This window comes from Curtobacterium sp. 9128 (assembly GCF_900086645.1).
In the GTDB taxonomy this organism is placed as follows: Bacteria; Actinomycetota; Actinomycetes; order Actinomycetales; family Microbacteriaceae; genus Curtobacterium.
Window position 1 is genome coordinate 1107213 of sequence record NZ_LT576451.1, and the last position, 22601, is coordinate 1129813.

At 72.0% G+C, this 22601-nt stretch carries 22 protein-coding genes and 1 pseudogene; 14 read left to right on the forward strand and 9 right to left on the reverse strand.

All coding sequences use genetic code 11. The features are described from left to right. Positions 1 to 12 precede the first annotated feature (12 nt). On the forward strand, positions 13 to 2103 hold the full coding sequence (locus tag QK288_RS05550) for a fructose-specific PTS transporter subunit EIIC (protein ID WP_281266810.1): 2091 nt from the start codon (positions 13 to 15) through the stop codon (positions 2101 to 2103). Between the two features lie 310 nt (positions 2104 to 2413). Here QK288_RS05550 and QK288_RS05555 read toward each other — a convergent pair. Both QK288_RS05555 and QK288_RS05560 read right to left on the reverse strand, forming a co-directional pair. Continuing rightward, positions 2414 to 3403: pseudogene (locus QK288_RS05555) on the reverse strand (UDP-N-acetylglucosamine 4,6-dehydratase family protein); the annotation flags it as partial. Positions 3404 to 3481: 78 nt separating this feature from the next. Continuing rightward, on the reverse strand, positions 3482 to 5203 hold the full coding sequence (locus tag QK288_RS05560) for a beta-N-acetylhexosaminidase (protein ID WP_281266811.1): 1722 nt from the start codon (positions 5201 to 5203) through the stop codon (positions 3482 to 3484). Between the two features lie 35 nt (positions 5204 to 5238). Between QK288_RS05560 and QK288_RS05565 the strand changes: the two genes are divergently transcribed. Together QK288_RS05565 and QK288_RS05570 are read left to right on the forward strand one after the other, a co-directional pair. Further along, the gene (locus tag QK288_RS05565) at positions 5239 to 6363 is read left to right on the forward strand and encodes an ROK family transcriptional regulator (RefSeq protein WP_281266812.1); all 1125 of its coding nucleotides are present in this window, start codon (positions 5239 to 5241) and stop codon (positions 6361 to 6363) included. Positions 6364 to 6414: 51 nt separating this feature from the next. Beyond that, positions 6415 to 7119: a DedA family protein gene (locus tag QK288_RS05570; RefSeq protein ID WP_281266813.1), complete on the forward strand. Its 705-nt coding sequence runs from the start codon at positions 6415 to 6417 to the stop codon at positions 7117 to 7119. A 6-nt stretch (positions 7120 to 7125) separates the two neighbouring features. On the opposite strand, the gene QK288_RS05575 is transcribed toward QK288_RS05570, so the two are convergent. After that, the gene (locus QK288_RS05575; protein WP_281266814.1) at positions 7126 to 7329 is read right to left on the reverse strand and encodes a DUF2945 domain-containing protein; all 204 of its coding nucleotides are present in this window, start codon (positions 7327 to 7329) and stop codon (positions 7126 to 7128) included. A gap of 190 nt (positions 7330 to 7519) precedes the next feature. Between QK288_RS05575 and QK288_RS05580 the strand changes: the two genes are divergently transcribed. Continuing rightward, entirely contained in the window at positions 7520 to 8572 is a 1053-nt protein-coding gene (locus tag QK288_RS05580; RefSeq protein WP_281266815.1) for a serine/threonine-protein kinase, read from the forward strand. A gap of 49 nt (positions 8573 to 8621) precedes the next feature. Further along, on the forward strand, positions 8622 to 9245 hold the full coding sequence (locus tag QK288_RS05585) for a phosphoribosylanthranilate isomerase (RefSeq protein WP_281266816.1): 624 nt from the start codon (positions 8622 to 8624) through the stop codon (positions 9243 to 9245). Between the two features lie 53 nt (positions 9246 to 9298). On the opposite strand, the gene QK288_RS05590 is transcribed toward QK288_RS05585, so the two are convergent. The 3 genes from QK288_RS05590 to QK288_RS05600 form a co-directional block, all read right to left on the reverse strand. Next, complete coding sequence (locus QK288_RS05590) at positions 9299 to 10069, reverse strand: HAD-IIB family hydrolase (protein WP_281266817.1); 771 nt, start codon at positions 10067 to 10069, stop codon at positions 9299 to 9301. Positions 10070 to 10119: 50 nt separating this feature from the next. Next, entirely contained in the window at positions 10120 to 10530 is a 411-nt protein-coding gene (locus tag QK288_RS05595; protein WP_281266818.1) for a hotdog domain-containing protein, read from the reverse strand. Between the two features lie 66 nt (positions 10531 to 10596). After that, positions 10597 to 11187, reverse strand: a complete 591-nt coding sequence (locus tag QK288_RS05600; protein WP_281266819.1) for a nitroreductase family protein — start codon at positions 11185 to 11187, stop codon at positions 10597 to 10599. A gap of 123 nt (positions 11188 to 11310) precedes the next feature. On the opposite strand from QK288_RS05600, the gene QK288_RS05605 reads away from it, so the two are divergent. Beyond that, positions 11311 to 12234, forward strand: a complete 924-nt coding sequence (locus QK288_RS05605; RefSeq protein WP_281266820.1) for an AEC family transporter — start codon at positions 11311 to 11313, stop codon at positions 12232 to 12234. A 459-nt stretch (positions 12235 to 12693) separates the two neighbouring features. Here QK288_RS05605 and QK288_RS05610 read toward each other — a convergent pair whose 3' ends face one another. Then, a complete protein-coding gene (locus QK288_RS05610) occupies positions 12694 to 13530 on the reverse strand; it encodes an exodeoxyribonuclease III (protein WP_281266821.1) in 837 nt (278 codons plus the stop codon). A 130-nt stretch (positions 13531 to 13660) separates the two neighbouring features. Here QK288_RS05610 and QK288_RS05615 point away from each other — a divergent pair, with 130 nt between their 5' ends. From QK288_RS05615 to QK288_RS05640, 6 genes are read left to right on the forward strand one after another with little or no spacing between them, the layout of a single operon-like run. After that, positions 13661 to 14107 (forward strand): Asp23/Gls24 family envelope stress response protein, encoded by a 447-nt coding sequence (locus QK288_RS05615; protein ID WP_281266822.1) that lies wholly within the window; start codon positions 13661 to 13663, stop codon positions 14105 to 14107. Next, complete coding sequence (locus QK288_RS05620) at positions 14104 to 14295, forward strand: hypothetical protein (protein ID WP_281266823.1); 192 nt, start codon at positions 14104 to 14106, stop codon at positions 14293 to 14295. Before QK288_RS05615 ends, QK288_RS05620 begins: the two co-directional genes overlap by 4 nt. Next, complete coding sequence (locus tag QK288_RS05625) at positions 14292 to 14693, forward strand: hypothetical protein (protein WP_281266824.1); 402 nt, start codon at positions 14292 to 14294, stop codon at positions 14691 to 14693. The genes QK288_RS05620 and QK288_RS05625 overlap by 4 nt, the downstream gene beginning before the upstream one ends. Continuing rightward, positions 14690 to 15367: a hypothetical protein gene (locus tag QK288_RS05630; protein ID WP_281266825.1), complete on the forward strand. Its 678-nt coding sequence runs from the start codon at positions 14690 to 14692 to the stop codon at positions 15365 to 15367. Before QK288_RS05625 ends, QK288_RS05630 begins: the two co-directional genes overlap by 4 nt. Next, positions 15364 to 15960 carry a hypothetical protein gene (locus tag QK288_RS05635; RefSeq protein WP_281266826.1) on the forward strand — a complete coding sequence of 199 codons (597 nt, stop codon included), beginning with the start codon at positions 15364 to 15366 and terminating at the stop codon, positions 15958 to 15960. The genes QK288_RS05630 and QK288_RS05635 overlap by 4 nt, the downstream gene beginning before the upstream one ends. A 2-nt stretch (positions 15961 to 15962) precedes the next feature. Next, positions 15963 to 16733 (forward strand): aminoglycoside 3'-phosphotransferase, encoded by a 771-nt coding sequence (locus QK288_RS05640; RefSeq protein WP_281266827.1) that lies wholly within the window; start codon positions 15963 to 15965, stop codon positions 16731 to 16733. 19 nt (positions 16734 to 16752) lie between these two features. Here QK288_RS05640 and QK288_RS05645 read toward each other — a convergent pair whose 3' ends face one another. Together QK288_RS05645 and QK288_RS05650 are read right to left on the reverse strand one after the other, a co-directional pair. Next, positions 16753 to 18060 carry a M23 family metallopeptidase gene (locus tag QK288_RS05645; protein WP_281266828.1) on the reverse strand — a complete coding sequence of 436 codons (1308 nt, stop codon included), beginning with the start codon at positions 18058 to 18060 and terminating at the stop codon, positions 16753 to 16755. A 67-nt stretch (positions 18061 to 18127) separates the two neighbouring features. Beyond that, positions 18128 to 19783 (reverse strand): hypothetical protein, encoded by a 1656-nt coding sequence (locus tag QK288_RS05650; RefSeq protein ID WP_281266829.1) that lies wholly within the window; start codon positions 19781 to 19783, stop codon positions 18128 to 18130. A 105-nt stretch (positions 19784 to 19888) separates the two neighbouring features. On the opposite strand from QK288_RS05650, the gene pyrE reads away from it, so the two are divergent. Both pyrE and QK288_RS05660 read left to right on the forward strand, forming a co-directional pair. Beyond that, positions 19889 to 20440: an orotate phosphoribosyltransferase gene (gene pyrE, locus QK288_RS05655; RefSeq protein ID WP_281266830.1), complete on the forward strand. Its 552-nt coding sequence runs from the start codon at positions 19889 to 19891 to the stop codon at positions 20438 to 20440. After that, positions 20437 to 22530 (forward strand): septum formation family protein, encoded by a 2094-nt coding sequence (locus QK288_RS05660; protein ID WP_281266831.1) that lies wholly within the window; start codon positions 20437 to 20439, stop codon positions 22528 to 22530. Before pyrE ends, QK288_RS05660 begins: the two co-directional genes overlap by 4 nt. Positions 22531 to 22601: the final 71 nt, after the last annotated feature.

A 22601-nucleotide genomic window follows, 5' to 3' on the forward strand; every position in this document is an offset into this window, starting at 1 on the left:
AAGGAGCACACCATGACCGCTGCGCGCAGCTCGGACACGAGTCCCGGCCTCATCAGCGTCGCCCTCGTCGGCCTCGACGAGGACCTCGGCGCCACCTCGTCCGACGTCATCCGCGTCCTCGCCGACCGCGTCGCTGCGACGGGCCGCGCCGCCGACGGAAGCGCCCTCGCGGCGGACGCCATCAAGCGTGAGGCGAGCGTCGGCACCGGCGTCCCCGGTGGCATCGCCATCCCGCACGCCCGGTCGGCCTCGGTCACCGAACCGACACTCGCGATGAGCAGGCTCGCCCGGACGGTGCCGTTCGGCGCCCCGGACGGCGACGCCGACCTGGTCTTCATGATCGCCGTGCCGGAGGGCGCCGACAAGGACCACCTCACCGTCCTCTCGACCCTGGCCCGTGCGCTCATCCGCGACGACTTCACGGCCGCCCTCCGCGCCGCGACGACCCAGCAGGAGATCGTCGACCTGGTCGACCGCGAGGTGACCGGCGAGGTCGCCGACGCCGGCGTGACGGGCGCACCCCGAGCCTCCAGTCCGGCCGCGCCGACCACGGCACCGACCGCCGGCCGGAAGGTCATCGTCGGCGTCACCGCCTGCCCGACCGGCATCGCCCACACCTACATGGCAGCCGACGCGCTCGTCGCCGCCGCCCAGCGGGCCGGCGCCGAGATGCACGTCGAGACGCAGGGGTCCTCGCAGGTCGAGCCGCTCGACCCGGCGCTCATCGCCCGGGCCGACGCGGTCGTCTTCGCGGTCGACGTCGACGTCCGCGACCGTTCGCGCTTCGCCGGCAAGCCGCTCGTGTCCGGCCCGGTCAAGCGCGGCGTCGACGAACCGGACGCGATGATCGCCGAGGCGCTCCGTGCCGCCGACGACCCCAACGCCGCACGGGTGTCCGGATCCGCGGCGGAGGCGGGCAGCAGCACCGCGAAGGACGAGCACTTCGGGCAGTCGCTCAAGCGCTGGCTCCTCACCGGTGTCTCCTACATGATCCCGTTCGTCGCCGGTGGCGGTCTGCTCATCGCGCTCGGGTTCCTGCTCGCCGGGTACGGCATCGCGCTGACCCACGGCGACTCGGGTCAGAACAACGCCGTGTACACGCTGACGCACTACACGCTGCTGAACCTGCCGCCGGAGGGCCTGGCGTACTACCTCGGTGCCGCCGCGTTCCAGATCGGTGGGGTGTCGCTCGGCTTCCTGGTCGCAGCGCTCGCCGGGTACATCGCGTACGCCATGGCCGACCGCCCCGGCATCGCTCCGGGCTTCGTCGCCGGGTCGATCGCGGTGTTCATGAACGCCGGGTTCCTCGGCGGTCTGGTCGGCGGTCTCATCGCCGGTGCCGCCGCCTACTGGATCGGGCGCATCCCGGTCTGGCGCTGGCTCCGCGGCTTGATGCCGGTCGTGATCATCCCGCTGTTCGCGTCGATCATCGCCTCCGGTCTGCTGCTCCTGGTGCTGGGCGGCCCGATCGCCTGGGTGATGACGCAGCTCACCACCTGGCTGAACTCGCTGAGCGGCGCCTCGGCGGTCCTGCTCGGCATCATCCTCGGCCTCATGATGGCGTTCGACCTCGGCGGCCCCGTGAACAAGGTGGCGTACGCGTTCGCCGTCGCGGGTCTCGGTGCCGGATCGGCCACCAACGTCGTGCCGTTCGAGATCATGGCCGCGGTCATGGCGGCAGGCATGGTCCCGCCGCTGGCCCTGGCGCTCGCATCGACCGTCCTGTACCGCAAGGGGTTCACGAAGCCCGAGCGCGAGAACGGCAAGGCCGCGTGGCTGCTCGGTGCGTCGTTCATCTCCGAGGGTGCGATCCCGTTCGCCGCAGCCGACCCGCTGCGCGTCATCCCGGCGTCGATGGTCGGCGCCGCGGTGACCGGTGCGATCTCGATGGCTGCCGGTGTGACCTCGCGGGCGCCGCACGGTGGGATCTTCGTGTTCTTCGCCATCGGGGACGTCGCGATGTTCATCGTCGCGATCCTGGCGGGCACCGTCGTCTCGGCGCTGGTGCTGGTCGGCCTGAAGAAGTGGGTGCGTCGGGCGCCGGCGGCTGACGCCCCAGCGGTGGGCGTGCCGGCCGACGACCGGGTCGCGGTCGCCGCGTAGGGCGTCACCGCGGGGCGGGGGTCACCGCGGGGCGGGCGGGAGGCTCGGTGCCAGCTGGCACCGAGCCTCCCGTCCGTCGTCGGCGTGGCGCCGACTGGTCACGACCCACCGTCGGCGTGGCGCCGACTGGTCACATCCTGTCGCTCGGCGAGCAGCGGAGCGACGGTCTTCGACCGGTCGGCGGAACTGAGCGGGGTGTCGTGGCCGCTCGGGAAGGGACAGGTCGGCTCTGCCCGGGCCCGGGACCGGGCCCGTGCCCGGGCCGGGGCCGTGCCCGTGCCCGTGCCCGTGCCGGGGCCCGCGACCCGCGTCAAGCGGCCAGCAGGAGCGGGGCGGTGTCGGCGTGCAGCGGCCCGTCGAAGGTGGCGGGGTCGAGCGCGGGGACCGACGCATGCGAGATCTTCGGGTGCACGGGTCGTCGCTCGGTCTCGCCCCGCCCGATGAGGTCCTCGTGCAGCTTCTCGCCCGCACGGAGCCCCGTGAACACGATGTCCGAGGTGCCGCCCATCGCGGCGATCATCCGACGGGCGATGTCGAGGACCCGGACGGGATCGCCCATGTCGAGCACCAGGACCTCACCGGGCCGAGCGATCGCGGCGGCCTGGATCACCAGGTGGCATGCCTCGGGGATGGACATGAAGTAGCGCGTGGCATCCGGGTGGGTGACCGTCACCGGGCGCCCGGCTCGGATGAGCTCGGCGAACAGCGGGAGTATCGACCCGCGACTGCCGAGGACGTTGCCGAACCGGACGGACACGTAGTCGCGACCCGTCTCCGCCGCGGTCCACGCCGTCAGCCGTTCGGCCAGGCGCTTCGTCTGCCCGAGGACGCTCGTCGGGTTCGCCGCCTTGTCCGTGGAGATGTTCACGAGCGTCTGGACGCCGAACTCGACCGCGGCGGCGAGCACGTTGCGGGTCCCGAGGACGTTCGTCTTCCACCCTTCGTCCGGGTACTGCTCGAGCATCGGGAGGTGCTTGAGCGCCGCGGCGTGGAAGACCACGTCGGGACGGCGGTCGAGCAGCACCTGCCGGATCGTCGACGCGTCGCGGATGTCGGCGAGCACGACGTCCTTCGTGTCGAGCAGCCCGTGCCCCGCGACCGACACCTGCACCTGCTGCAGGGCCGTCTCGTCGCGGTCGAGCATGATGACCTCGGCCGGGTCCGAGCGCATCAGCTGCCGACAGAGTTCGCTGCCGATCGACCCGCCGGCGCCGGTGACGAGCACGGTCCGACGGCGGACGAAGTCGATCGGCAGTTCGAGCTCGTGATCGGCCGGGTGCCGGCCGATCAGCGCGTCGAGGTCGAAGTCGTCGGTGGCCGACGCAGTGCACCTGTCCATGGACACCAACCTATCGGCTGGTATCTGGTATGTGCAACGTCAGTCCGCGATGTTCGCCGTGATCGCGTCGATGTACGCGGCACGTTCCTCGCGCGTCCCGGGTCGACCGGGGACGCCTGGACGCTCCTGCCACGGGAACGGGCCGGTCTCGTGGCGGTACTCGATGCCCATCGCCTCGAGTCGCGCGAGGTGCTCCGCCAGCCGCCCGCGGAAGTCCGCGAGGTCCCGGGGTCCGGTGACATCTGCGGACCAGAGCGCCTCGGACAGTGCCGCGACCCGCGGGAAGAGCTGGTAGTCGAGCTTCCGGACGGTGTCCACGTGCTCGCACCACATGTTCCCCTGGCCGCCGATGACATGGGCACGCTCGTCGTCGGTCAGGTCGGCCGGCACCGGGTCGAACGCGAAGACGTCGTCCACGGTGAGCACGATCGACACCGGGATCGGCTCGTTCGGCAGGTCGCTCTGGCGGTAGTCGAGGTACACCTGGTCATCAGGCGAGGAGATCACGTCGTGCCCGCGCTTCGCCGCCGTCGACGCGCCGCGGAGCCCCCGCCACGAGACGACCGTGGCCGATTCCGAGAGCGTCCCGCCCTCGAGGATCTCGTCCCAGCCGAACGCCCGACGGCCCTTCGACTCGATGTGTGCCGCGAGCTGCCCGATGATCCAGGCCTGGAGCTGTTCCTCGTCCGCGAGCCCGAGCGACCGCATGCGCTCCTGCGTGCGGGGGTCCTGTTCCCACTGCACCTTCGGGCACTCGTCGCCGCCCAGGCCGATGTACGCGCTCGGGAACAGGTCGACGACCTCGTCGAAGACGCCCTTGAAGAAGTCGATCGTCGCGTCGTCGGCGTTCAGGACGTCCTCGGCGATGCCCCACTCCGTCCAGACCTCGACCCCGGCCTCCGGGTGCACGCCGAGTTCCGGGTACGCGGCGAGTGCGGCGCGGACGTGCCCGGGGGTCTCGATCTCCGGGACGACCGTGACGAACCGGTCGGCCGCGTAGGCGATGATCTCGCGGATGTCGTCCTGCGTGTAGTAGCCGCCGTGCGGTCGGCCGTCGAAGCCCTGCGGTCGCATGACCCCGTCGGCATCGGGGACGTGCGCGCCGACCTGGGACTCGCGGCGCCACGAGCCGATCTCGGTCAGGCGCGGGTACTTCCGGATCTCGATGCGCCAGCCCTGGTCGTCCGTGAGGTGGAAGTGCAGCGTGTTGATGCGGTGCGCCGCGAGCTGGTCGATGACGCGGAGGACCTCGGCCTTGGTGCGGAAGTGCCGGACGACGTCGAGCATGACGCCGCGCCAGGCGAACGCGGGAGCGTCCTCGACGGTCTGCACCGGGATGGTCCAGGGCCCGGTGCCGACCCGGCCCTTGCGGTAGACGTCGGCGGGGAGCAGCTGGAGGAGGGCCTGCACGCCGTAGAACACGCCGGCCGCGCTGCCGCCGAGGACGTCGATGCCGTCCGGCGTCACGGTGAGGCGGAACGACTCGGCGGTGGACCCGGCGGGGCCGGTCGGGAGCGCTGCGTCCGCGTCGCCTGTTGCCTGCGTGTCGTCCGCCACGCGCAGGCGGATCACGTCGGTCCCCGGGGTCTCGACGTCGCGCACCGGCAGCCCGGTGGACCCCCGCAGTGTCTGCTGCAGGTACAGCCGCACGGACTCGCTCGCGGCGTCTGCGGCGATGCGGGTCGTCGGCGTGATCTCGAACGAGCCGACACCGGGGGTCGACAGGCGCGGGCGGGGGATGAGCATGTCGGAGTCCACCATTCCTCAATGATCTTTCGTAATATGAGGCTATGGCCGTGAACGAGACCCTGTCAACGATGAGCACGCCGGGTGCCCTGCGCCTGGTGAACTCGCGCGCCATCCTCGACGAACTGTTCCGCAGCGACGCGTCCGTCACCGTCACCGAGCTGGGGCGCACCGTGGGGCTCTCGCGGCCGACGGTCGAGGCGTCGCTCGCCGACCTCGTCGCCGAGGGCTGGGCGCGGGAGGCCGACGCGATCGTCACCCCGAACAAGGCCGGGCGGCGGGCCAAGCGGTTCCGAGCCGATGCCGGCGCCGGGTCGGTCCTCGGCGTGGACCTCGGGCTGCACGGCATCGTCGGGCTCCTCGCCGACCTCCGCGGCAACGAGATCGCCCGGGTGGAGGAGGTCTACCCGGACCTCGCGTCGGCGGACCAGGCGTGGGCGAGCGTGCAGGACGTCGTGCAGCGCCTGACCTCGACGCCGGGAGCCGGCCGCCTCCTCGCCGCGACGTTCGGCGTCCCCGCCGTCGTCGACCGAGACGGCGCCATCGACTACACGATCGCCGTGCCGCAGTGGGTCGAGGGCCGCATGCCCGGCCGCATCCAGGACCTGTTCCCGACGGCCCCGACCTTCTTCGACAACGACGCGAAGCTCGCCGCGACCGCCGAGACGATGTGGGGCCGGTTCACGGGTGCGCGCGACGCGCTCTACCTGGTGATGGGACGGCAGATCGGCGCGGCGTACCTCGTCGACGGCACGCTGGCGCGCGGCGCCAGGGGAGCGGCGGGCGAGGTGGGCGGTCTGGCATCGACCGGCTGGCCCGGCGCGCCGGCCCGACTGGAGGCCCGGATCCCGTCCGGCGCGGACCTCGAGTCCGTCATGGAGTCGGCCGGGCACGGCGACCCGGCTGCCGCCGAGATCGTCCGGGCGCTCGCCGCGGACGTCGCGACCGGGGTCGCGCAGCTCGTCGCGACGATCGACCCCGAGGTCGTCGTCGTGGGAGGAGAGGTGCTGCCGGCGGCAGCGGTGTTCTGCGCGGCGCTCGCGGAGGCCGTCGGCCCGCAGCTCCGGCACCCGGTGGAGATCGTGCCGTCGACGGTCGGGCGGGACGCGGTCGCCAGGGGTGCGCTGGCCCGGTCGTTGACGCACGTGCGGGCGTCGCACATGGGCCTGGGCTGATCGGCAGGTCACGTCCTGCTGCCTGTCAGGGCACTCAGGGAACATTGCCGCATGACGACTGCCCTCGCCGCCGCCACGTCCTCTCCTGACGCCGAGATGGGTGGGCTGTCGGGGATGGTGCTCCAGCTCATCGACATGCTCGGCGAGTGGGGCGTCGCGCTGATGCTCTTCGTCGAGACCGTCTTCCCGCCGATCCCGTCCGAGGTCATCCTGCCGCTCGCGGGGTTCCTCGCCGGTGCCGGGCGGATGAACCTGGCGCTCGTCCTTGTCCTCGCGACGCTCGGTTCCTACGTCGGGGCACTGGTGCTCTACTGGCTCGGCCGGGTGATCGGGTTCGACCGGACCGTCCGCTGGCTGGGCAAGCTGCCGCTCGTCGACGAGGACGACTTCCGCAAGGCCGCCGCGTGGTTCCACCGGCACGGGCGCAGCGCGGTCCTCTTCGGGCGGCTGGTCCCGATCGTGCGCAGCCTGATCTCGCTGCCGGCCGGTGCCGACCGGATGAACCTCTGGTCGTTCTCGCTGTTCACGATCATCGGCTCCGGCGTCTGGAACAGCCTGCTGGTGCTCGGCGGCGCGGCGCTCGGCACGCAGTACGAGCGGATCGAGGGCTACACCGAGTGGATCGACCGCGGCATGTACGCGGCGATCGCCGGGGTCGTCGTCGTGTTCGTCGTGCGGCGGATCCGCCGCGGTCGTGCCGCTCGCGCCAGCCGTGCCGAGCGCGGCCGTCGTCGCGCCGAGCCCGCAGGGGACTGAGCCGCGTCAGGCCTTCGTGAGCGCCGACTCCTTGTGTGCAGCGCGCTTGCCGGTCTTCTCGGACTCCACGATCCAGTACGGGTCGTCGTCCGTCGGCTTGAACTGCTGCCCGTCGAACTCGAAGTCGCTCACACGCTTCTGGACGAGCGTTCCGGTGGTCTTCCCCTGCGAGGTGTTCCAGTGCACCTCGTCGCCCTTCGACAGCGCCATGACGGGTCCTTTCTCGGTGGTGTCCCCGAGAGGGTAGACCCCGATGCATCCGCATGAACTCAGGGATGTACCCCTCGTCACGAAGTCATAACACCCGCGCGTTCGGCCCTGTTCGCGCGTACCGTAGTCGACGAGTCATCTTGCGAGCAACCTTCGCCTCTCCTTGGCTCCCGACGGATCGAACCGCACGATGACCCTTGTCGCCAACGGACGGACGGAGACCATCCTCTCCGGCCGCTACCGGCTGTCCCGGCTCATCGGCACGGGCGGCATGGGATCCGTGTACGAAGCCCGCGACGAGCACACCTACCGACTGGTCGCCGTGAAGCTCTTCGCGACGCCGCAGGCCATGACGACGGCCGACCGGGTCCGCCAGGAACGCGAGATCCGGCTGCTCAGCATGCTGTCGCACCCCGGCCTCATCCCGCTCTACGACGCGGGCACGCACGAGTTCTCGGACGGTCCGCACCGGTACATCGTGATGGAGCTCATCGCCGACACGACCCTGCTCCGCCGACTGGCCGAGGGGGCGCTGCACAACTACGAGGTCGCCGACCTCGGCACGCAGCTCGCCGACGCCCTGGCGTACGTGCACTCCCGCGGGATCGTGCATCGCGACGTGAAGCCCGCCAACATCCTCATCAGCGACGAGGGCTCGTCCGGGTTCGCCCGCACGGTCAAGCTGACGGACTTCGGTGTCGCGCACTTCGTCGACGGATCGCGCCTGACGAACGACGGCACCATCATCGGCACGGCGGCGTACCTCAGCCCCGAGCAAGTAGCGGGCGAGCCGATCAGCTTCGCGACGGACGTGTACTCCCTCGGGCTCGTCCTGCTCGAGGCCCTGACCGGGCACCAGGAGTACTCCGGCACCCTCGTCGAAGCCGCACTCGCTCGACTCCGGAACAGCCCGGAGGTCCCCGAGTCCGTCGGACCGGAGTGGCGCGAGCTGCTCCTGCGCATGACCGACCGTGACCCGGCTCGTCGACCGACCGCGGTCGCCGTCGCCCGTGCGCTCCGAGGCGGATCGGTGCAGGTCACCGGACCGGTGCCGCTCGGCCCGAGCCGGACGGCGCACAAGCGCGACCACCGGATGCACAGGGCAGCGCACCGGCACGCCAAGCGCGGCACGTTCGTGGCCGTCAAGCGGTGGCGCCGACGGAACATCCTGACCGGATCGTTCGCGGTCGTCGCGGTGCTGCTCGCGTGCGGCCTGAGCTACGTCGCCGGCACGCTCCACTGATCGCCGTCGGCGCACCCGCACGGCTGTCGTTTCGTGCAGGATGGGTTGCATGACCGACCAGCGCTGGATCAAGATCTGCGGCCTGTCGACGCCCGAGACCGTGGACGCCGCCATCGACGCCGGTGCCGACGCGGTCGGGTTCGTCTTCGCCGCTGGCAGTCCCCGGACCGTGACCGCCGACCGCGCGAAGGAGCTCGTCGAGCGGGTGCCGGACGGGATCGACGCCGTCGGCGTGTTCCGCGACCAGGAGATCGACGAGATCGTCGGGATCGCGTCAGCGGTGGGCCTCACGACCCTCCAACTGCACGGCGGCGAGTCGGCGACCGACTTCGCGCGTGCCCGGGACGCCGGGTTCTTCACGATCCGAGCGGTGTCGGCGGATGCCTACCTCGCCGAGTCCGCGGAACAGCGGGCGTCGTACGACCACGACCTGCTGCTGCTCGACGCCGCGGTGCCCGGCAGCGGACGGCTGATCGATCCCGCGTCCGTCACCGGCAAGGTCGACGAAGCGTGGATCCTCGCAGGGGGCCTCACGCCGGCGAACGTCGTGGCTGCGGTCGAGAGCCTGGACCCCGACGGGGTCGACGTGTCGAGCGGTGTCGAGTCCGAGCGTGGCGTCAAGGACCCGGCGAAGATCCGGGCGTTCGTCGAGGCGGTCCGCAGCCTGCCCTGACGGGGCCGACCCGTGCCTCCTGTCCGTGGCTGCGCCGTACCGGCGTTGCGCCGTCAGGCGCGGGCGCGACCGAGCGTCGGGATCAGCTCGGTGAGGAACGCGTCCGTGTCCTCCCAGCCCTCCACCGCATGGCAGGGGACGCCGAGCGCCTTCACCGGGTAGTCGTTGCCCTCGGGGTCGAGGCGGTCCCCGACGAACAGCATGTCGTCGAGCGCGATGCCGGTGAGCTCGGCCAGACGCTGCATGCCGTACGCCTTGTCGATGCCCTTGCGGGTGATGTCGATGCTGGTGGATCCGCCGGAACGGACCTCGAGGTCGGGGAGCTCGGCCTGCACGCGGCGCCGGAGGTCGTCCTTCTTGGCACCCGTCGGGTCCCACACCTTCTTCGCGGCGACGGGCGCGGCCTGACCGAGGGCCGAGAACGTGATCTGTGACCCGCGGTCTTCGAGGATGGCACCCCAGGTCTCGGACTCCCAGTAGCCGGCGGCCTTCGCCTGGGACTCGACCGCGGCGAGGGCCTGCTGCTTCTGGGCGTCGGTGAGGTCCTCGGCGTACTGCAGCGCCCAATCGTCGTCGGACCAGCGGTAGTACCGGGTGCCGCAGGTGGGGAGCAGGTGCAGGTCGTCGAGCGTGAGACCGTCACGGTGTCGCAGGGGCGTCACGAGCTGCTGCTCGAACTGGTGGAAGTTGCCGCCGCTGATCACGGCGACCGGGACCACGTCGAGCAGGGCGGCGAAGGTGTCGAGCATGCGCGGGTCGAGCGCGGACTTCGACGGGGCGAGGGTGTCGTCCAGATCGAACGCGACGAGACGTGGTGCGGTCATGCCGTCGATTCTGTCATGCGACATGTCCCCGATCCTCAGGGCTGCGGGGATCAGTGGATCGTTGCGGGAACCCGGTCGCGAGCGTACGTGATCTCCGTGTAGCCGTGCGGGGCCGGGTTGCCGTCGACGTCAAGGTTGACGAACACGACCTCGTCGATGGTGAGGATGCTGCGGTGCGTGAAGAGGTTCCGCGCCTCGGCCCGCATCGTCAGCGAGGTCCGGCCGAACCGGGTCGCGACGAGGCCGATCTCGACGATGTCGCCCTCCTTCGCCGAGGAGACGAACTCGATCTCGGACATGTACTTGGTGACGACCTTGCCGTTGCCGAGCTGGATGATCGCGTACACCGCGGCCTCTTCGTCGATCCAGCGGAGCAGGCTTCCACCGAAGAGCGTGCCGTTCGCGTTGAGGTCCTCCGGCCGGACCCACTTGCGGGTGTAGAAGTTCATCTCGGGCTGCATGTCTGTACATACTACGCGGCCGGGATGCACGTGCGGGTCCCGGCCGCGGTCGTGCTGCTGGTGCGGTTACTCCTTGACGAGGACGACCTCGTCGAGTGCGATGCGGGTGCGCGGGGCGACCTCACGCTCTGCGGCCTTCTCCTCGAGCTGCGACGGGTCCGCGACGGTGCCGATCGCCGTGACGGTGAAGGGCACGAAGCGCTCCGGCAGGTCGAAGGCGGCGGCGAGGCCGGCGGCGTCGATGCCGGCCATCTGGTGGACGTGCAGGCCCTCGGCGTGCGCCTGGACGGTCAGCGCCGCGAGGGACTGACCGAGGTCGTACTCGGCGTAGCGGAGCGGCTCGCCCTGCTCGTTCGTCGTCTCGAGGATGCCCACGACGAGGGCGCTCGCGCGGAACGCCCAGCCGGCGTTGAAGCCGAGCAGGTTGTCCGTGATCTTCCGGAAAGCGTCCGTGCCACGGCGCGCGGCGACGAACCGGCGTGGCTGCAGGTTCATGGCCGACGGTGCCCAGCGAGCGGCCTCGAGCACGGCGTCGAGCTGCTCGTCGGAGATCGTCGCGGACTCGTCGTAGGAGCGGGGGCTCCACCGTTCCTCGAGGAGCGGGACGAGCGGCTGGCTCGAGTCGGTCGAACGGGTGAGCGTCGTGGCGTTGGTCATGATGCCGTCAACGGTATTCGATGCGTTCGCATTTCCGGTCTGTACGACGTCACATGTCGGGCGGTGCCGCATCCGTTGCCGCGCCCGGTGCGGGGCTGCCGCGGGACTGACAGGATGGGGGTGATGAGTGGCGTTCTGATCGGCTTCGCGATCATCGGCGCGATCATCGCGGCCGGGTACGTCGTCGGGCGCATCGGGCTCCTCGGGCCGCACGCCCAGTTCGTGATCAGCCGACTGGCGTTCTTCGTGCTGATGCCGTGCCTGCTCTTCCACACGATCGCCACGGCGGACATCGCCTCGCTGGTGTCGCCGATGCTCTGGGTGTCGCTGCTCAGTGCCGTGCTCGTGGCGCTCGGCACGGCGCTCGTGTTCGCCCTGGTGCTGCGGCGCTCGATCACGACGACGACGGTCGGGGCGCTGGCTGCGAGCTACGTGAACGCGAACAACATCGGCCTGCCGGTCGCCGTGTACGTGCTCGGGCAGGCCACCGCCGTCGTGCCCGTCATCCTGCTGCAGCTCGTCGTGATGGCCCCGATCGCACTGACCGTACTCGACACCGCGACGGCGTCCGGGGGCGGGTGGGAGCGCCGGGTGCTCGGGCCGGTGACGAACCCGCTGATCATCGCCTCGCTGACGGGGTTGGTGTTCTCCGCCTTCCGGATCGAGCTGCCGGATCCGGTACTCGAGCCGTTCTCGCTCGTCGGTGCCGCCGCCGTGCCGCTCGTGCTGCTGTCGTTCGGGATGAGCCTGCACGGCGCTGCACCCCTCCGTGACCCGGCGATCCGGACGGACGTCATCGTGGCGTCGTCGATCAAGCTCGTCGTGATGCCAGCGGTGGCGTTCGTGCTCGCACGGTTCGTGTTCGGGCTCGACGACCAGCAGGTGTTCGTCCTGACGACGCTCGGGGCGTTGCCGGCGGCGCAGAACGTCTTCAACTACGCGCAGCGGTACGACGCGGCGGTGCCCGTCGCCCGTGACGTGGTGCTCATCTCGACGCTCGGCGCCGTCCCGGTGCTCGTCGGGATCGCCGCGCTCCTGCACCCGTAGCGCGCGGGCCGGCGGCGCCGCGGCGGCGCGCCGCGCGTCGAGTGGTCGCGACACCCCGTCGGCCGCGCGTCGAGCGGTCGCAGACCGTCGGGGACGGTCGTCGCGACCGACGCTTCGTGGCCTGTCGGCAGACGCGAGCGGGGTGTCGCGACCGGTGGGTGCGGACTGCGCGGGCGCGGGCGCGGGACCGCGGCGCGCAGTGGCGGCGGTCCACCGACGGACGGGAGGCGCGTTATCAGCCCGCCACGGGCCTCCCGTTCGGCCAATCCCACGCCGCGCGTCGAGTGGTCGCGACACCCCGTCGGCCGCGCGTCGAGCGGTCGCAGACCGTCGGCGACGGTCGTCACGACCGACGCTTCGTGGCCTGTCGGCAGACGCGAGCGGGGTGTCGCGACCGGTGGGTGCGGACTGCGCAGGTGCGCGAGCGCGGGCGCGAGCGCGCCGAGCGCGCCGCGCGCGTCAGAAGATCATCGGGCGGTCGTCGTCGAGGGAGGTCTCGAGATCCAGGTCCACGACGACCGGCACGTGGTCGCTCGGGGCGTCGCCCTTCCGCTCGTCCCGGTGGATGGACGCACCCGTGACGACGTCGGCGAACCCCTGCGATCCCATGACGAAGTCGATGCGCATGCCCTCGCCACGGGGGAACCGCAGCTGCTTGTAGTCCCAGTAGGTGTAGCCGGACGGCACCAGGGGTCGGACGACGTCCTGCAGCCCCCGTTCCTCGAACGCGCGGAAGGCGGCACGCTCCGGCTCGGTGACGTGCGTGTGCCCCTCGAAGACGGAAACGTCCCAGACGTCGGAGTCGAGCGGTGCGACGTTCCAGTCGCCCATCAGCGCGAGCTTCAGGTCCGGGTCCGCCTCGAGCCACGACGTGGTGCGGTCGGCCAGCTGCGCGAGCCAGTCGAGCTTGTAGGTGTAGTGCGGGTCACCGATCTCCCGGCCGTTCGGGACGTACAGGCTCCAGAGCCGGACGTCGTCGACGGTGACGCCGATCGCGCGGGCCTCGACGGGGAGATCGGGACCCTCGTGTCCCTTGAGGAAGCCGGGCTGGCCGGGGAAATCACGGGTGACGTCGGTCATCGGCAGGCGGCTGGCGAAGGCGACGCCGTTCCACTGGTTCAGGCCGTGCGCCTCGACCTGGTAGCCGGCGGCCTCGAACGCCTCGACCGGGAACTGCTCCGGCTTGCACTTGATCTCCTGCATGCCGAGCACGTCGACGTCTTCGCGGACGAGCCAGTCGACGACACGGCCGACTCGGGTGCGGACGGAGTTCACGTTCCAGGTCGCGACGCGCATGGTGTCGAACCTACCGGTCGCGACCGACGGCGCGGTGCGGGCGACGCGGGGATGCCGCTGCTCGGGCGGCGTGCGGCACGATGGTGTTGCCTGGGAGCAGGACATCGCACGGAGCGTGAGGAGCACGATCATGGCATCGACGACGAACCGCGTCGACGGGAACCCGACCACCGGGAGCGTCACCACGCAGGTGACCAGCGCCGGCAAGACCATCATCGACGACCAGGTCGTCGCGAAGATCGCGGGCATCGCCGCCCGCGACGTGCCCGGCGTCTTCGCCCTCGGCGGCAACGCGGCGCGGGCCTTCGGTGCCATCCGTGACGCCATCGGTTCCAGCGCACTCGGCCAGGGCGTCCGCGTCGAGGTCGGCGAGACCCAGGTCGCCGTCGACCTGACGATCGTGGTCGACTACCCGACGCCGATGATGGAGGTCGCGTCCGCAGTCCGCGCGGCCGTGACCGACGCCGTCACCGAGCTCGTCGGCCTCGAGGTCACCGAGGTCAACATCGCGATCAACGACGTCAACATCCCGGCACTGGGCGGCGCACCCGACGAGGCCGAGGGTCGCGTCCGGTGAACGCCACCGTCGTCGGGATGGGGGTCGGCGCCCTGCTGGCGATCGTCGCCGTCACGCTCGGCTTCTGGGCGTTCGTCGTCGTGGCCGTCTTCATGATCGTCGGCGGTGTCGTGGCGCGGATCGTCACCGGGGACATCGACTTCCGACGCCTGCTCGACGTGCTGCGCGGACGCCGGAGCTCGTCGTGAGTCCGGCGGCCGACGTGCCGCCGATCGCCTCGTCCGGTACCGCGCCGTCCCGTGCGGTCGCGGTGCCGCGCGTCGCCGGGTACGACCGCATCGGCACGACGGCGCTGGTCCGGACCGCGCAGGCCGTCGCGGCCGAAGCGCTCCGCACACCCGTCCGGGAGGTCCGTGCCCGGGTCGCCGACGACGGTCGCGGATCGTTGGCGGTCGAGATCACCTCCCCGCTCGCCGTGCCCGTGCTCGGTTCCCACGCGGTGCCCGACGAACCGGTGGTCCACACGGCGCACCGGGCTCGCGCGACCATCGCCGAGCGCCTGAACACCATCACCGGGCGACAGGTCGAGCGGGTCACCATCACGTTCGCGTCGTCGGTCGTCGACGCCCCGAGGAGAGTCCGATGAGCTCGATCCCGCCACCGGCTTCGCCGCCGGTGTCGTCACCGACTTCGTCGCCGGTGTCGTCACCGACCTCGTCGCCGTCTGCGCCGGCATCGGGGGAGCACGACGCCGTGTACCGCCGCGTCCTGCGGCGCGAGACCCACGTGTCCCGATCGGGCAGCGTGGTCGTCGCCGTCCTGGTCGCACTCGTCGTCGCCGCAGCCGCCGTGTTCGCCGCTGCGCTGGTGTTCCTCGACCAGAACGTCCTCGGCATCGATCCCCGTGCCGTCGTCGACGGCGCTGCCCGTGCGCCGCGCGGACTCGTCGACGCCATCGTGGTCGTCACCGGCGCCGTCGTCGCGGTCATCGGCCTGGTGTTCCTGCTGCAGGGCGTCCTGCCGCAGCGACGCCCCCGTCACACGATGTCGTCCAGGCGGCTCGCGATCGTCGTGGACGACGAGGTCCTCGCCTCCGCCGCGGCACGCGCTGCCCGGAGCGCCACACGACTCGGACCCGACGCGGCCGTGGGAACCGTCGGCCGTCGCACCGTCGAGGTCGTCCTCCGTCCGGCTGCCGGTGTCGACGTGCCGGCAGTCGCTGCGACCGACGCCGTCGAGCGCGAGTTCGCGGAGATCGACACCACGCCGTCGATCTCCGCCCGGGTCCGTGTCCAGCCGACCGGACGGGTGGACGGATGAACGCCACGAACCGGGCGCTCGGACGCATCGCCCTCGTCATCGTCGGGCTGGCACTGCTCGTCGGGGGACTCGGGACCGTGCTCGTGCAGACGGTCCCGCAGGCCGCCGATCTCTGGCACCAGGCGGCACGCGCGTCGCTCCGCGACCTCGGTGCGGACGCATCCCGTGACGCCTCGATCGCCGCATGGGCGTGGGTGCTCGGCGGAGCGGTCGTGCTCGGCGTCCTCGCGCTGATCGTCCTCACGACACTCGGCGGTGGCCGTGTCGGCACCGTGATCGAGGACGACGGGGCCGCGGACGGGCTCCCCGGCGAGGTCCGCATCGATGCCGCTGCCGTCCAGCACGCGCTCTCGTCAGCCATCGGGGACCTTCCGCAGGTCGCCTCGCTCGCGGTCGACGTCTACCGCGTGCGCAGCCGCCGGGCGCTGCGCATCAAGGTCCGCCCGCGGAAGGGCGCATCGCCGCGGGAGATCGCCGACCGGATCGAGGAGATCGTCACCGACCTCGACGCCCTGCTCGGCGAGCGGTTGCCCGTCCTCCTGCAGATCGCGCGCGGGGGATCGGGGTCGTCCCGGCCGGACCGCGTGCACTGACGATGAGCTCCCTCGGGTCGCAGATCCCCGGCGCCCCCGTCACGGTGCCGGAGCCCGTCGCCCGGATCGTCGGCGATCGACGAGCCGTCCCCGTGTGGGTGAACGAGATCGGCGGGAGGACGTTCCGCATCGGTGGCGACGGGAGCGTCGGGTCCGCCGAGGAGTACGTCAAGTGGGTGCCGACCCACTACGCGGCCTGGATCGCGGCCGAAGCGGCACGCCTGACCTGGGCCGGCCGGTGGCTCCGCGTGCCGGAGGTCGTCGAGCACGACGCGGACGAGCACGGTGCCTGGCTCCGGACCCGCGCGCTACCGGGATGGAGCGCCGTGGACCCCCGATGGCGCGACGAGCCCCGGACCGCCGTGATCGCCGTGGGGGAGGGCCTCCGGGCGATGCACGACACACTGCCGGTCGACGACTGCCCCTTCGCGTGGTCGACGTCGGACCGGACGGCGCGGGCGCGTGCGGCCGGGTCCGACCCCGCGGCGCTCGGCCCCGAACCGGCGTCGGACCGCACGGTGGTGTGTCACGGCGACCCCTGCACGCCGAACACCCTCATCGGGGCGGACCGGCGCTGGTACGGGCACGTCGACCTCGGTGCGCTCGGGATCGCCGACCGCTGGGCCGACATCGCCGTCGCCACGATGGCGCTCGGGTGGAACCACGGTCCCGGATGGGAGCAGCTGTTCCACGAGGCGTACGGCGTCCCCTTCGACGAGGAACGGACGGCCTGGTACCGCGCCCTCTGGAACCTCGACGAGGACGAGGTCTGACCCGAGGGCGTCGGGACCGCTAGAAGCCGACCCCGCGCGCGGCCATGAACGGCACCGGGTTGGTGGTGCCACCGCCCACGTGGGTCTCGTAGTGCAGGTGGCACCCGGTCGAGTTCCCCGTGGACCCGACGAGCGCGACGAGCGTCCCCGCGGCGACCTGCTGCCCGGGAGACACACGGAACCCACCGCTGACGATGTGGCCGTACGCGCTCTTCACGCCGTTGCCGTGGTTGATCCGCACGTAGTTGCCGTACCCGCCGTACCACCCGACGTACTCGACCGTGCCGGCCGACGCGGCGACGATCGCCGTCGAGCAGCCGCTGCCGAGGTCGATGCCGTCGTGGAAGCTCGTCGCGCCGGTGATGGGGTGCACACGCGTGCCGTACGAGCTCGTGATCCAGCCGCCGGCGGGACGGACCCACCCGCTGCCGGAGCCCGACCCGACGGCCCCACCGCCGCCACCACCCGACCCGCCGCCGCTGTTGGCCGCGGCTGCCGCACGTGCCGCTGCCGCCGCGGCTTCACGGGCCGCACGCTCCGCGGCTGCCTTGCGCTCGGCCTCGCCCTTGGCGAATTCGGCCTCAGTCCGGACACGGCCGGACTTCAGCGTCGCGAGCTGTGCTTCGAGTCGCGCCTTGTTGTCCTGCTGCTCGTCGTAGGCCACCTGGGCACGGTCGGATGCCGCCTGTGCCTCTGCCATGCGCTCCTCGGCCGCCTTCGCGAGGTCGGCCAGCGCCAGCGCGGCACGGTCGGCCTGCCCGGAGAGCGCCCGGGCGACGGCGGCGTCGGCGGTGGCCGCGGCTTCGACGCGCTCGGCCTGCTCGGAGAGCTTGCTCAGCGCGCCGAGGTCGTACAGCAGGTCACGTGCGTCCTCTCCACCGGTGAGCACGCTCGTCGTGACGTCCGCGCCGCCGGACCTGGCCATCTGTGCGGCGAACTGCCCGGCCTGCGCGGCGCTCTGCTCGGCGATCTCGGCGTGCTCCTGGGCGTCCGCGCGGAGCGTCTGTTCCTTCTCGGCGGCGCGCTGGGCCTTCCGCTGTGCGACCGAGTACTCGTTGCCGCGTGCTTCGGCTTCGGCGACGGCGGCGTCGGCCTTCGCCCCGAGCTGCCCGATCAGGTCCTGGATGTCGGCGATCTGGCCGTTCTTCGCCGACTCCTGCCCGCGGGCGGCGAGGACGTCGTCCCACGAGGGGTAGGTCGCCGCGCTGGCCGGAGGAGCGTCGAGGACGACCGTGCCGGTCAGCCCGAGCAGGGCGAACCCGGTCACCGCCAGGCGCAGACGCAGGGCGGTGAGGGAGTGCGTGGGGCGTTGGGCGGGACGAGTCATCGAGGGCGAGCCTATACATCCGTACAGGGAAGACGCGAAGCCGACGCACCGCTGTGGAGAACTCTCGTCAGAACCCGCGGTCGCGCAGGATCGTCCCGGCACTCCCGACGACGTCCTGCTGGAGGGTCGTCCCACCGGCCGTACCGGCGTAGTCCCAGATGTCGAAGCCGGTGCAGTGCGTCACCGACGCCGGCGGCCCGAGGGAGTCCTCCACCGGGGTGGACCAGACGTCCCCTGATCCCACGACGACGAAGGTCGGCCGCGCGTCGCGGTACGCACCGAGGTCGACAAGCCATGGGTAGGTCTGGAACGTGTCGCGCACCTGGAGCAGTCCGACGTTCTCCGACGAGTAGGCGGCGAGCGGACGGACGGTCCAGAACTGCCCGACGCCGACGACGTCGCGCCCACCGGCCCAGTGGTCCAGGCAGGTCGCGGGGTCGTACGCCGCGGTGCGTACCCCCCGGAGCGTCGACGGCGCCATGGCCACACCCGCGGCGATGACGATCGCCGCGCCGATGGCGAGTGTCATCCGGACGCCACGGAGCGGCCGGTGCACCCGGGTCCGTCTGACCGCGGTCCGCGTCAGCTCGCACACCGCGACGAGTGCCAGGAGCGGGGCGACGACGACGGGTTCCAGGTAGCGCGGGGTCTCCGAGCCGGCGACGACGACCCCGACGGACACGGCGACGATCGTCACGAGCGGCAGCAGCGACGCGACGAGCACGGTGCGCGAGGTCCGCACCCGCCAGGCCCAGACCGTCCCACCGACGGCGAGCAGCACCCCGACGAGCATCAGGACGAGCCCGGCGTCGCCGAGCGCCGTCGCCGCTCGGGCATCGGTGAGCGACGCGAAGAAGCCGAGCGTCGTCGCCGCGCGCTCGGGGTGCACGTACGTCGAGGGGTCGAGCGAGACGAACGGTCGCAGCGGGATGCGCAGGACGTACCCGGCGACGGAGCCCGCGACGACGACCCCGGACAGCCACAGGGCAGGACGCCACGGCACCCGACGCGCGACACCGAGGAGCAGCAGCGTGACGACGAGCGGGGCACCCGACCACGGGACGTACAGGGGGTTCGACGCCGTGGTGCACGCGGCGACGAGCCCGAGCGTCACGAGCACGGCGACGGACGCCCGGCCGACCCGGATCGCCCGGAGCGCGAGCGCCGCAGTGGCGAGGAGCGCGAGGACGACCCCGTAGTAGTAGGTGGTCGTGAGGAGCAGGGACGCGAGCTCGAGCGACGTCGCGGACGCTGACGACTCGGTGAGCACGTGCAGCGTCAGGAACCCGACCGCGAGGGCCGACACCGCGATGCGTGCCGAGCGTCGAGCGGACGGCATGAGCTCGTTCGCCACCGCCCGCATGAGCGCGTAGACGCCCACGAGGACGAGCACGCCGTTCAGGGCCAGCGCCTGCTGCGGGGTCGCGGTGACGGCGGAGCAGACCAGGTAGACGGGCAGCTCCGGGAAGAAGAACAGCGCGGGGGACATCGCCCACTCGAAGGGCTGGCCGAGCTGGATCGACCGGACCACCATCGGCAGCAGCACCGAGTCGCCGTCGTACCAGAGCAGCGTGACCCTGGCCGTCGCCAGGACGTGCCGCAGCGCGATCAGGGCGAGCGCGACCGCGACGAGCGCCCCGATCGCCTCGCGCCCGAGCGCACCGGCGAGGCCGCGGAACCGGGATGCCCCGACCGCTGGGCGCGACGGTGCATCGAGGGACATACCCGGATCGTACCGACGCCGACCCGGGACGAACGGGCGGGCGGCTGACCGTCCGTGCAGGCTGGATGAGCGCTGCGTGGCCCGGACGGGCTACCCTTGTGCGCTGTGACGGACGCGCGCGAGCAGTTGATCGACCACATCACGGCCGAGGCGGTGTTCCACGGCGACTTCACCCTGACCAGCGGGAAGAAGGCGACGTACTACATCGACCTCCGCAAGGTGAGCCTCGACCACCGTGTGGCGCCGCTCATCGGACAGGTGATGACGGACCTCATCGCCGAGGTCCCCGACGTCTCCGCGGTCGGCGGCCTCACCATGGGCGCCGACCCGATCGCGAGCGCCGTGCTCCACCAGGCCGCCGCCCGTGGTGGCACGTACGACGCCTTCGTCGTCCGCAAGGAGCCGAAGGACCACGGTCGCGGCAAGCAGGTCGAGGGCCCCGACCTCCGCGGCAAGCGCGTCATCGTCCTCGAGGACACCTCCACCACCGGCGGTTCGCCGCTCAAGGCCGCCGAAGCGCTCGAGCGCGAGGGCGCGATCGTCGCCGCCGTGGCCGTCGTCGTCGACCGCGACACCGGCGCGAAGGAGAAGATCGAGGCGGCCGGGTACCCGTACTTCGCGGCGATCGGACTGGCCGACCTGGGGTTGTCCGCGTGACCGAGGAGCGTCCGGACGACGCGCACGAGCCCGACCAGACCGGCGGCCCCGACACCGGGGCAGACGGCCAGGAGGCTCGTCCCGCGTCCGCCACGGACGCTCGCTTCACGGGACTCCGCAGTGCCGCCGACATCTTCGGTGCGCCACGGAAGGCCGACGAGTGGCCGTCACGCCGTGAGCGTCGCGAGGCGGAACGCGCCGCCGCCGAGACCGGTGCGCCGCTGCCGGAACCCTTCACACCCGAGGAACCGGTGCCGGCCGAGCCCGCGCCGGCCGAGCCCGCGCCGGCCGAGCGTGCACCGGCCGAGCCCGCGCCGGCCACCCCGCCAGCGTCGTACGACGAGAACGCCACCCAGGCGATCTCGATGCCGGAGCAGCTCGCGGCACCGTCCCAGCCCGCACCGCCGACGTCCGACCCGGACCGCTCACTCCTCGGCAGCCGCATCCCGCCGGCCGCCGCCGTGCCCCCGACGTCGACCGCACCGCACCCCAGCTCGATCCAGCTGCCGACCGCGCAGGCGAACCGGGAGCAGCGTGCCGCCGAGACCCGGGCGATCGAGGACGAACGACGCCGGACGGACCCCCGCGGCGAGGGCCGTGACGACGTCGACTGGCTCGGCCGCGCAACCGGATCGACGCCGACCCCGACTGGCCCCGTCGTCCAGCAGCCCGTCGGTGTGGAGAACACGCTCCCGTCGTCCCAGGAACCCCCGAGCTTCACCGACCTGCTCCGCATCCAGGGCGCTGACGCCTCCGAGCGTCCGAGCGTCGGCCGTCCCTTCGACTGGGCTGTCCACGACGACGAGACCGGCGAGGTCCCGACGACCCTGACCACGAACTCGTTCGACACGACCGCGCTCGGCGCCGGCTCCTGGCACCTGGCGGACGACACCGAGGACGACGTGGTCTCCGGCGAGGTGCCGATCACCCCGGCCCCCGCCGTGTCCGCCCCGGTGGCCGCCGACGCTGCGACCACCGCGCTGCCGGTCCAGGAGACGGTCGAACCCGACCCCGACCGCGACCCCGACCCCACCGACAGCGGCAGCTGGTCGCTCGCCGACGAGGCCGCACGCACCGGCGAGGTCTTCCCCGGCGACACGGTGGACGACGCCGTCGACGACGCGGCCCCGATCGCGCCACCGCCCCTCGTCGAGCCGGCAGCGCCGAAGCCGAGGGCCGACGAGTACCCCGCGCACCTCCCGCCGGCCGTCGAGCAGGACCTCGACCAGTCCGAGTGGGACGGCCGCGAGACCAGCGACACGAGCGCCATCAAGGACCTCTTCGGCACGCAGGCCGTCGACCAGCTCGGCGGGACCGGCTACGACCCGCACGACACCGGCACCCGCATGATGCCCGCGATGGGCGCCCCCGCGCACGCACCGGCGCCCGGCCGCGCCCCGTCCGCAGCAGGCTCGCCCGTGCCGCCGGACGCCGACAGCGGCAACTTCATCAACGAGGGCGTCGCGCGCCTCCGCGGTGAGGGCAAGCGCGGCAAGCAGCTCCTCATCGGCGGTGCGATCGCGATCATCGTCGTGATGCTCGTCGCGGTGTTCCTGCTCAGCCGCTGGATCATCGGCAACAACATCGAGGAGAAGACCGTGCCGCCGACGAAGTCGCCTGCCGCGGCGTCGGCTCAGGTGACGACCGGCTCGTCGACGAAGCCATCAGCGCCCGCGACGGCTGCCGCGGCGCCGACGATCACCTTCGCGTCCTCGACCGCGGCACCCGGCCAGCACCCCTGGTACGAACTCGCCGGCGGGGAGTGCCTGACGCCGTTCGACAGCGCATGGGCCGAGGACTTCACGGTCGTGGACTGCGGCGCGGAGCACACCGCCCAGCTCACGGCGCGCGGGACGATCGACGGCGACGCCTACCCCGGCGTCGAGGCCGTGAAGACCCAGGCGGCGACCCAGTGCCAGTCCGCCGCAGGGCTCGACCTGACCACTGCCGCCCGCTTCGGCGACGTCCAGGTGCAGGGCGTCTACCCGCCAGACCAGGCGGCGTGGGACAAGGGTGACCGCTTCTGGTCCTGCTTCGTCACCCGCTCCGGCGGCGGCGCGCTGACGGGATCGCTCGCGCCGAGCGCGTAGCCGGCCACACGACGGACGGGAGGCTCCCCACCGGTCCGGTGGGGAGCCTCCCGTCCGTCATGTGGTCCGGT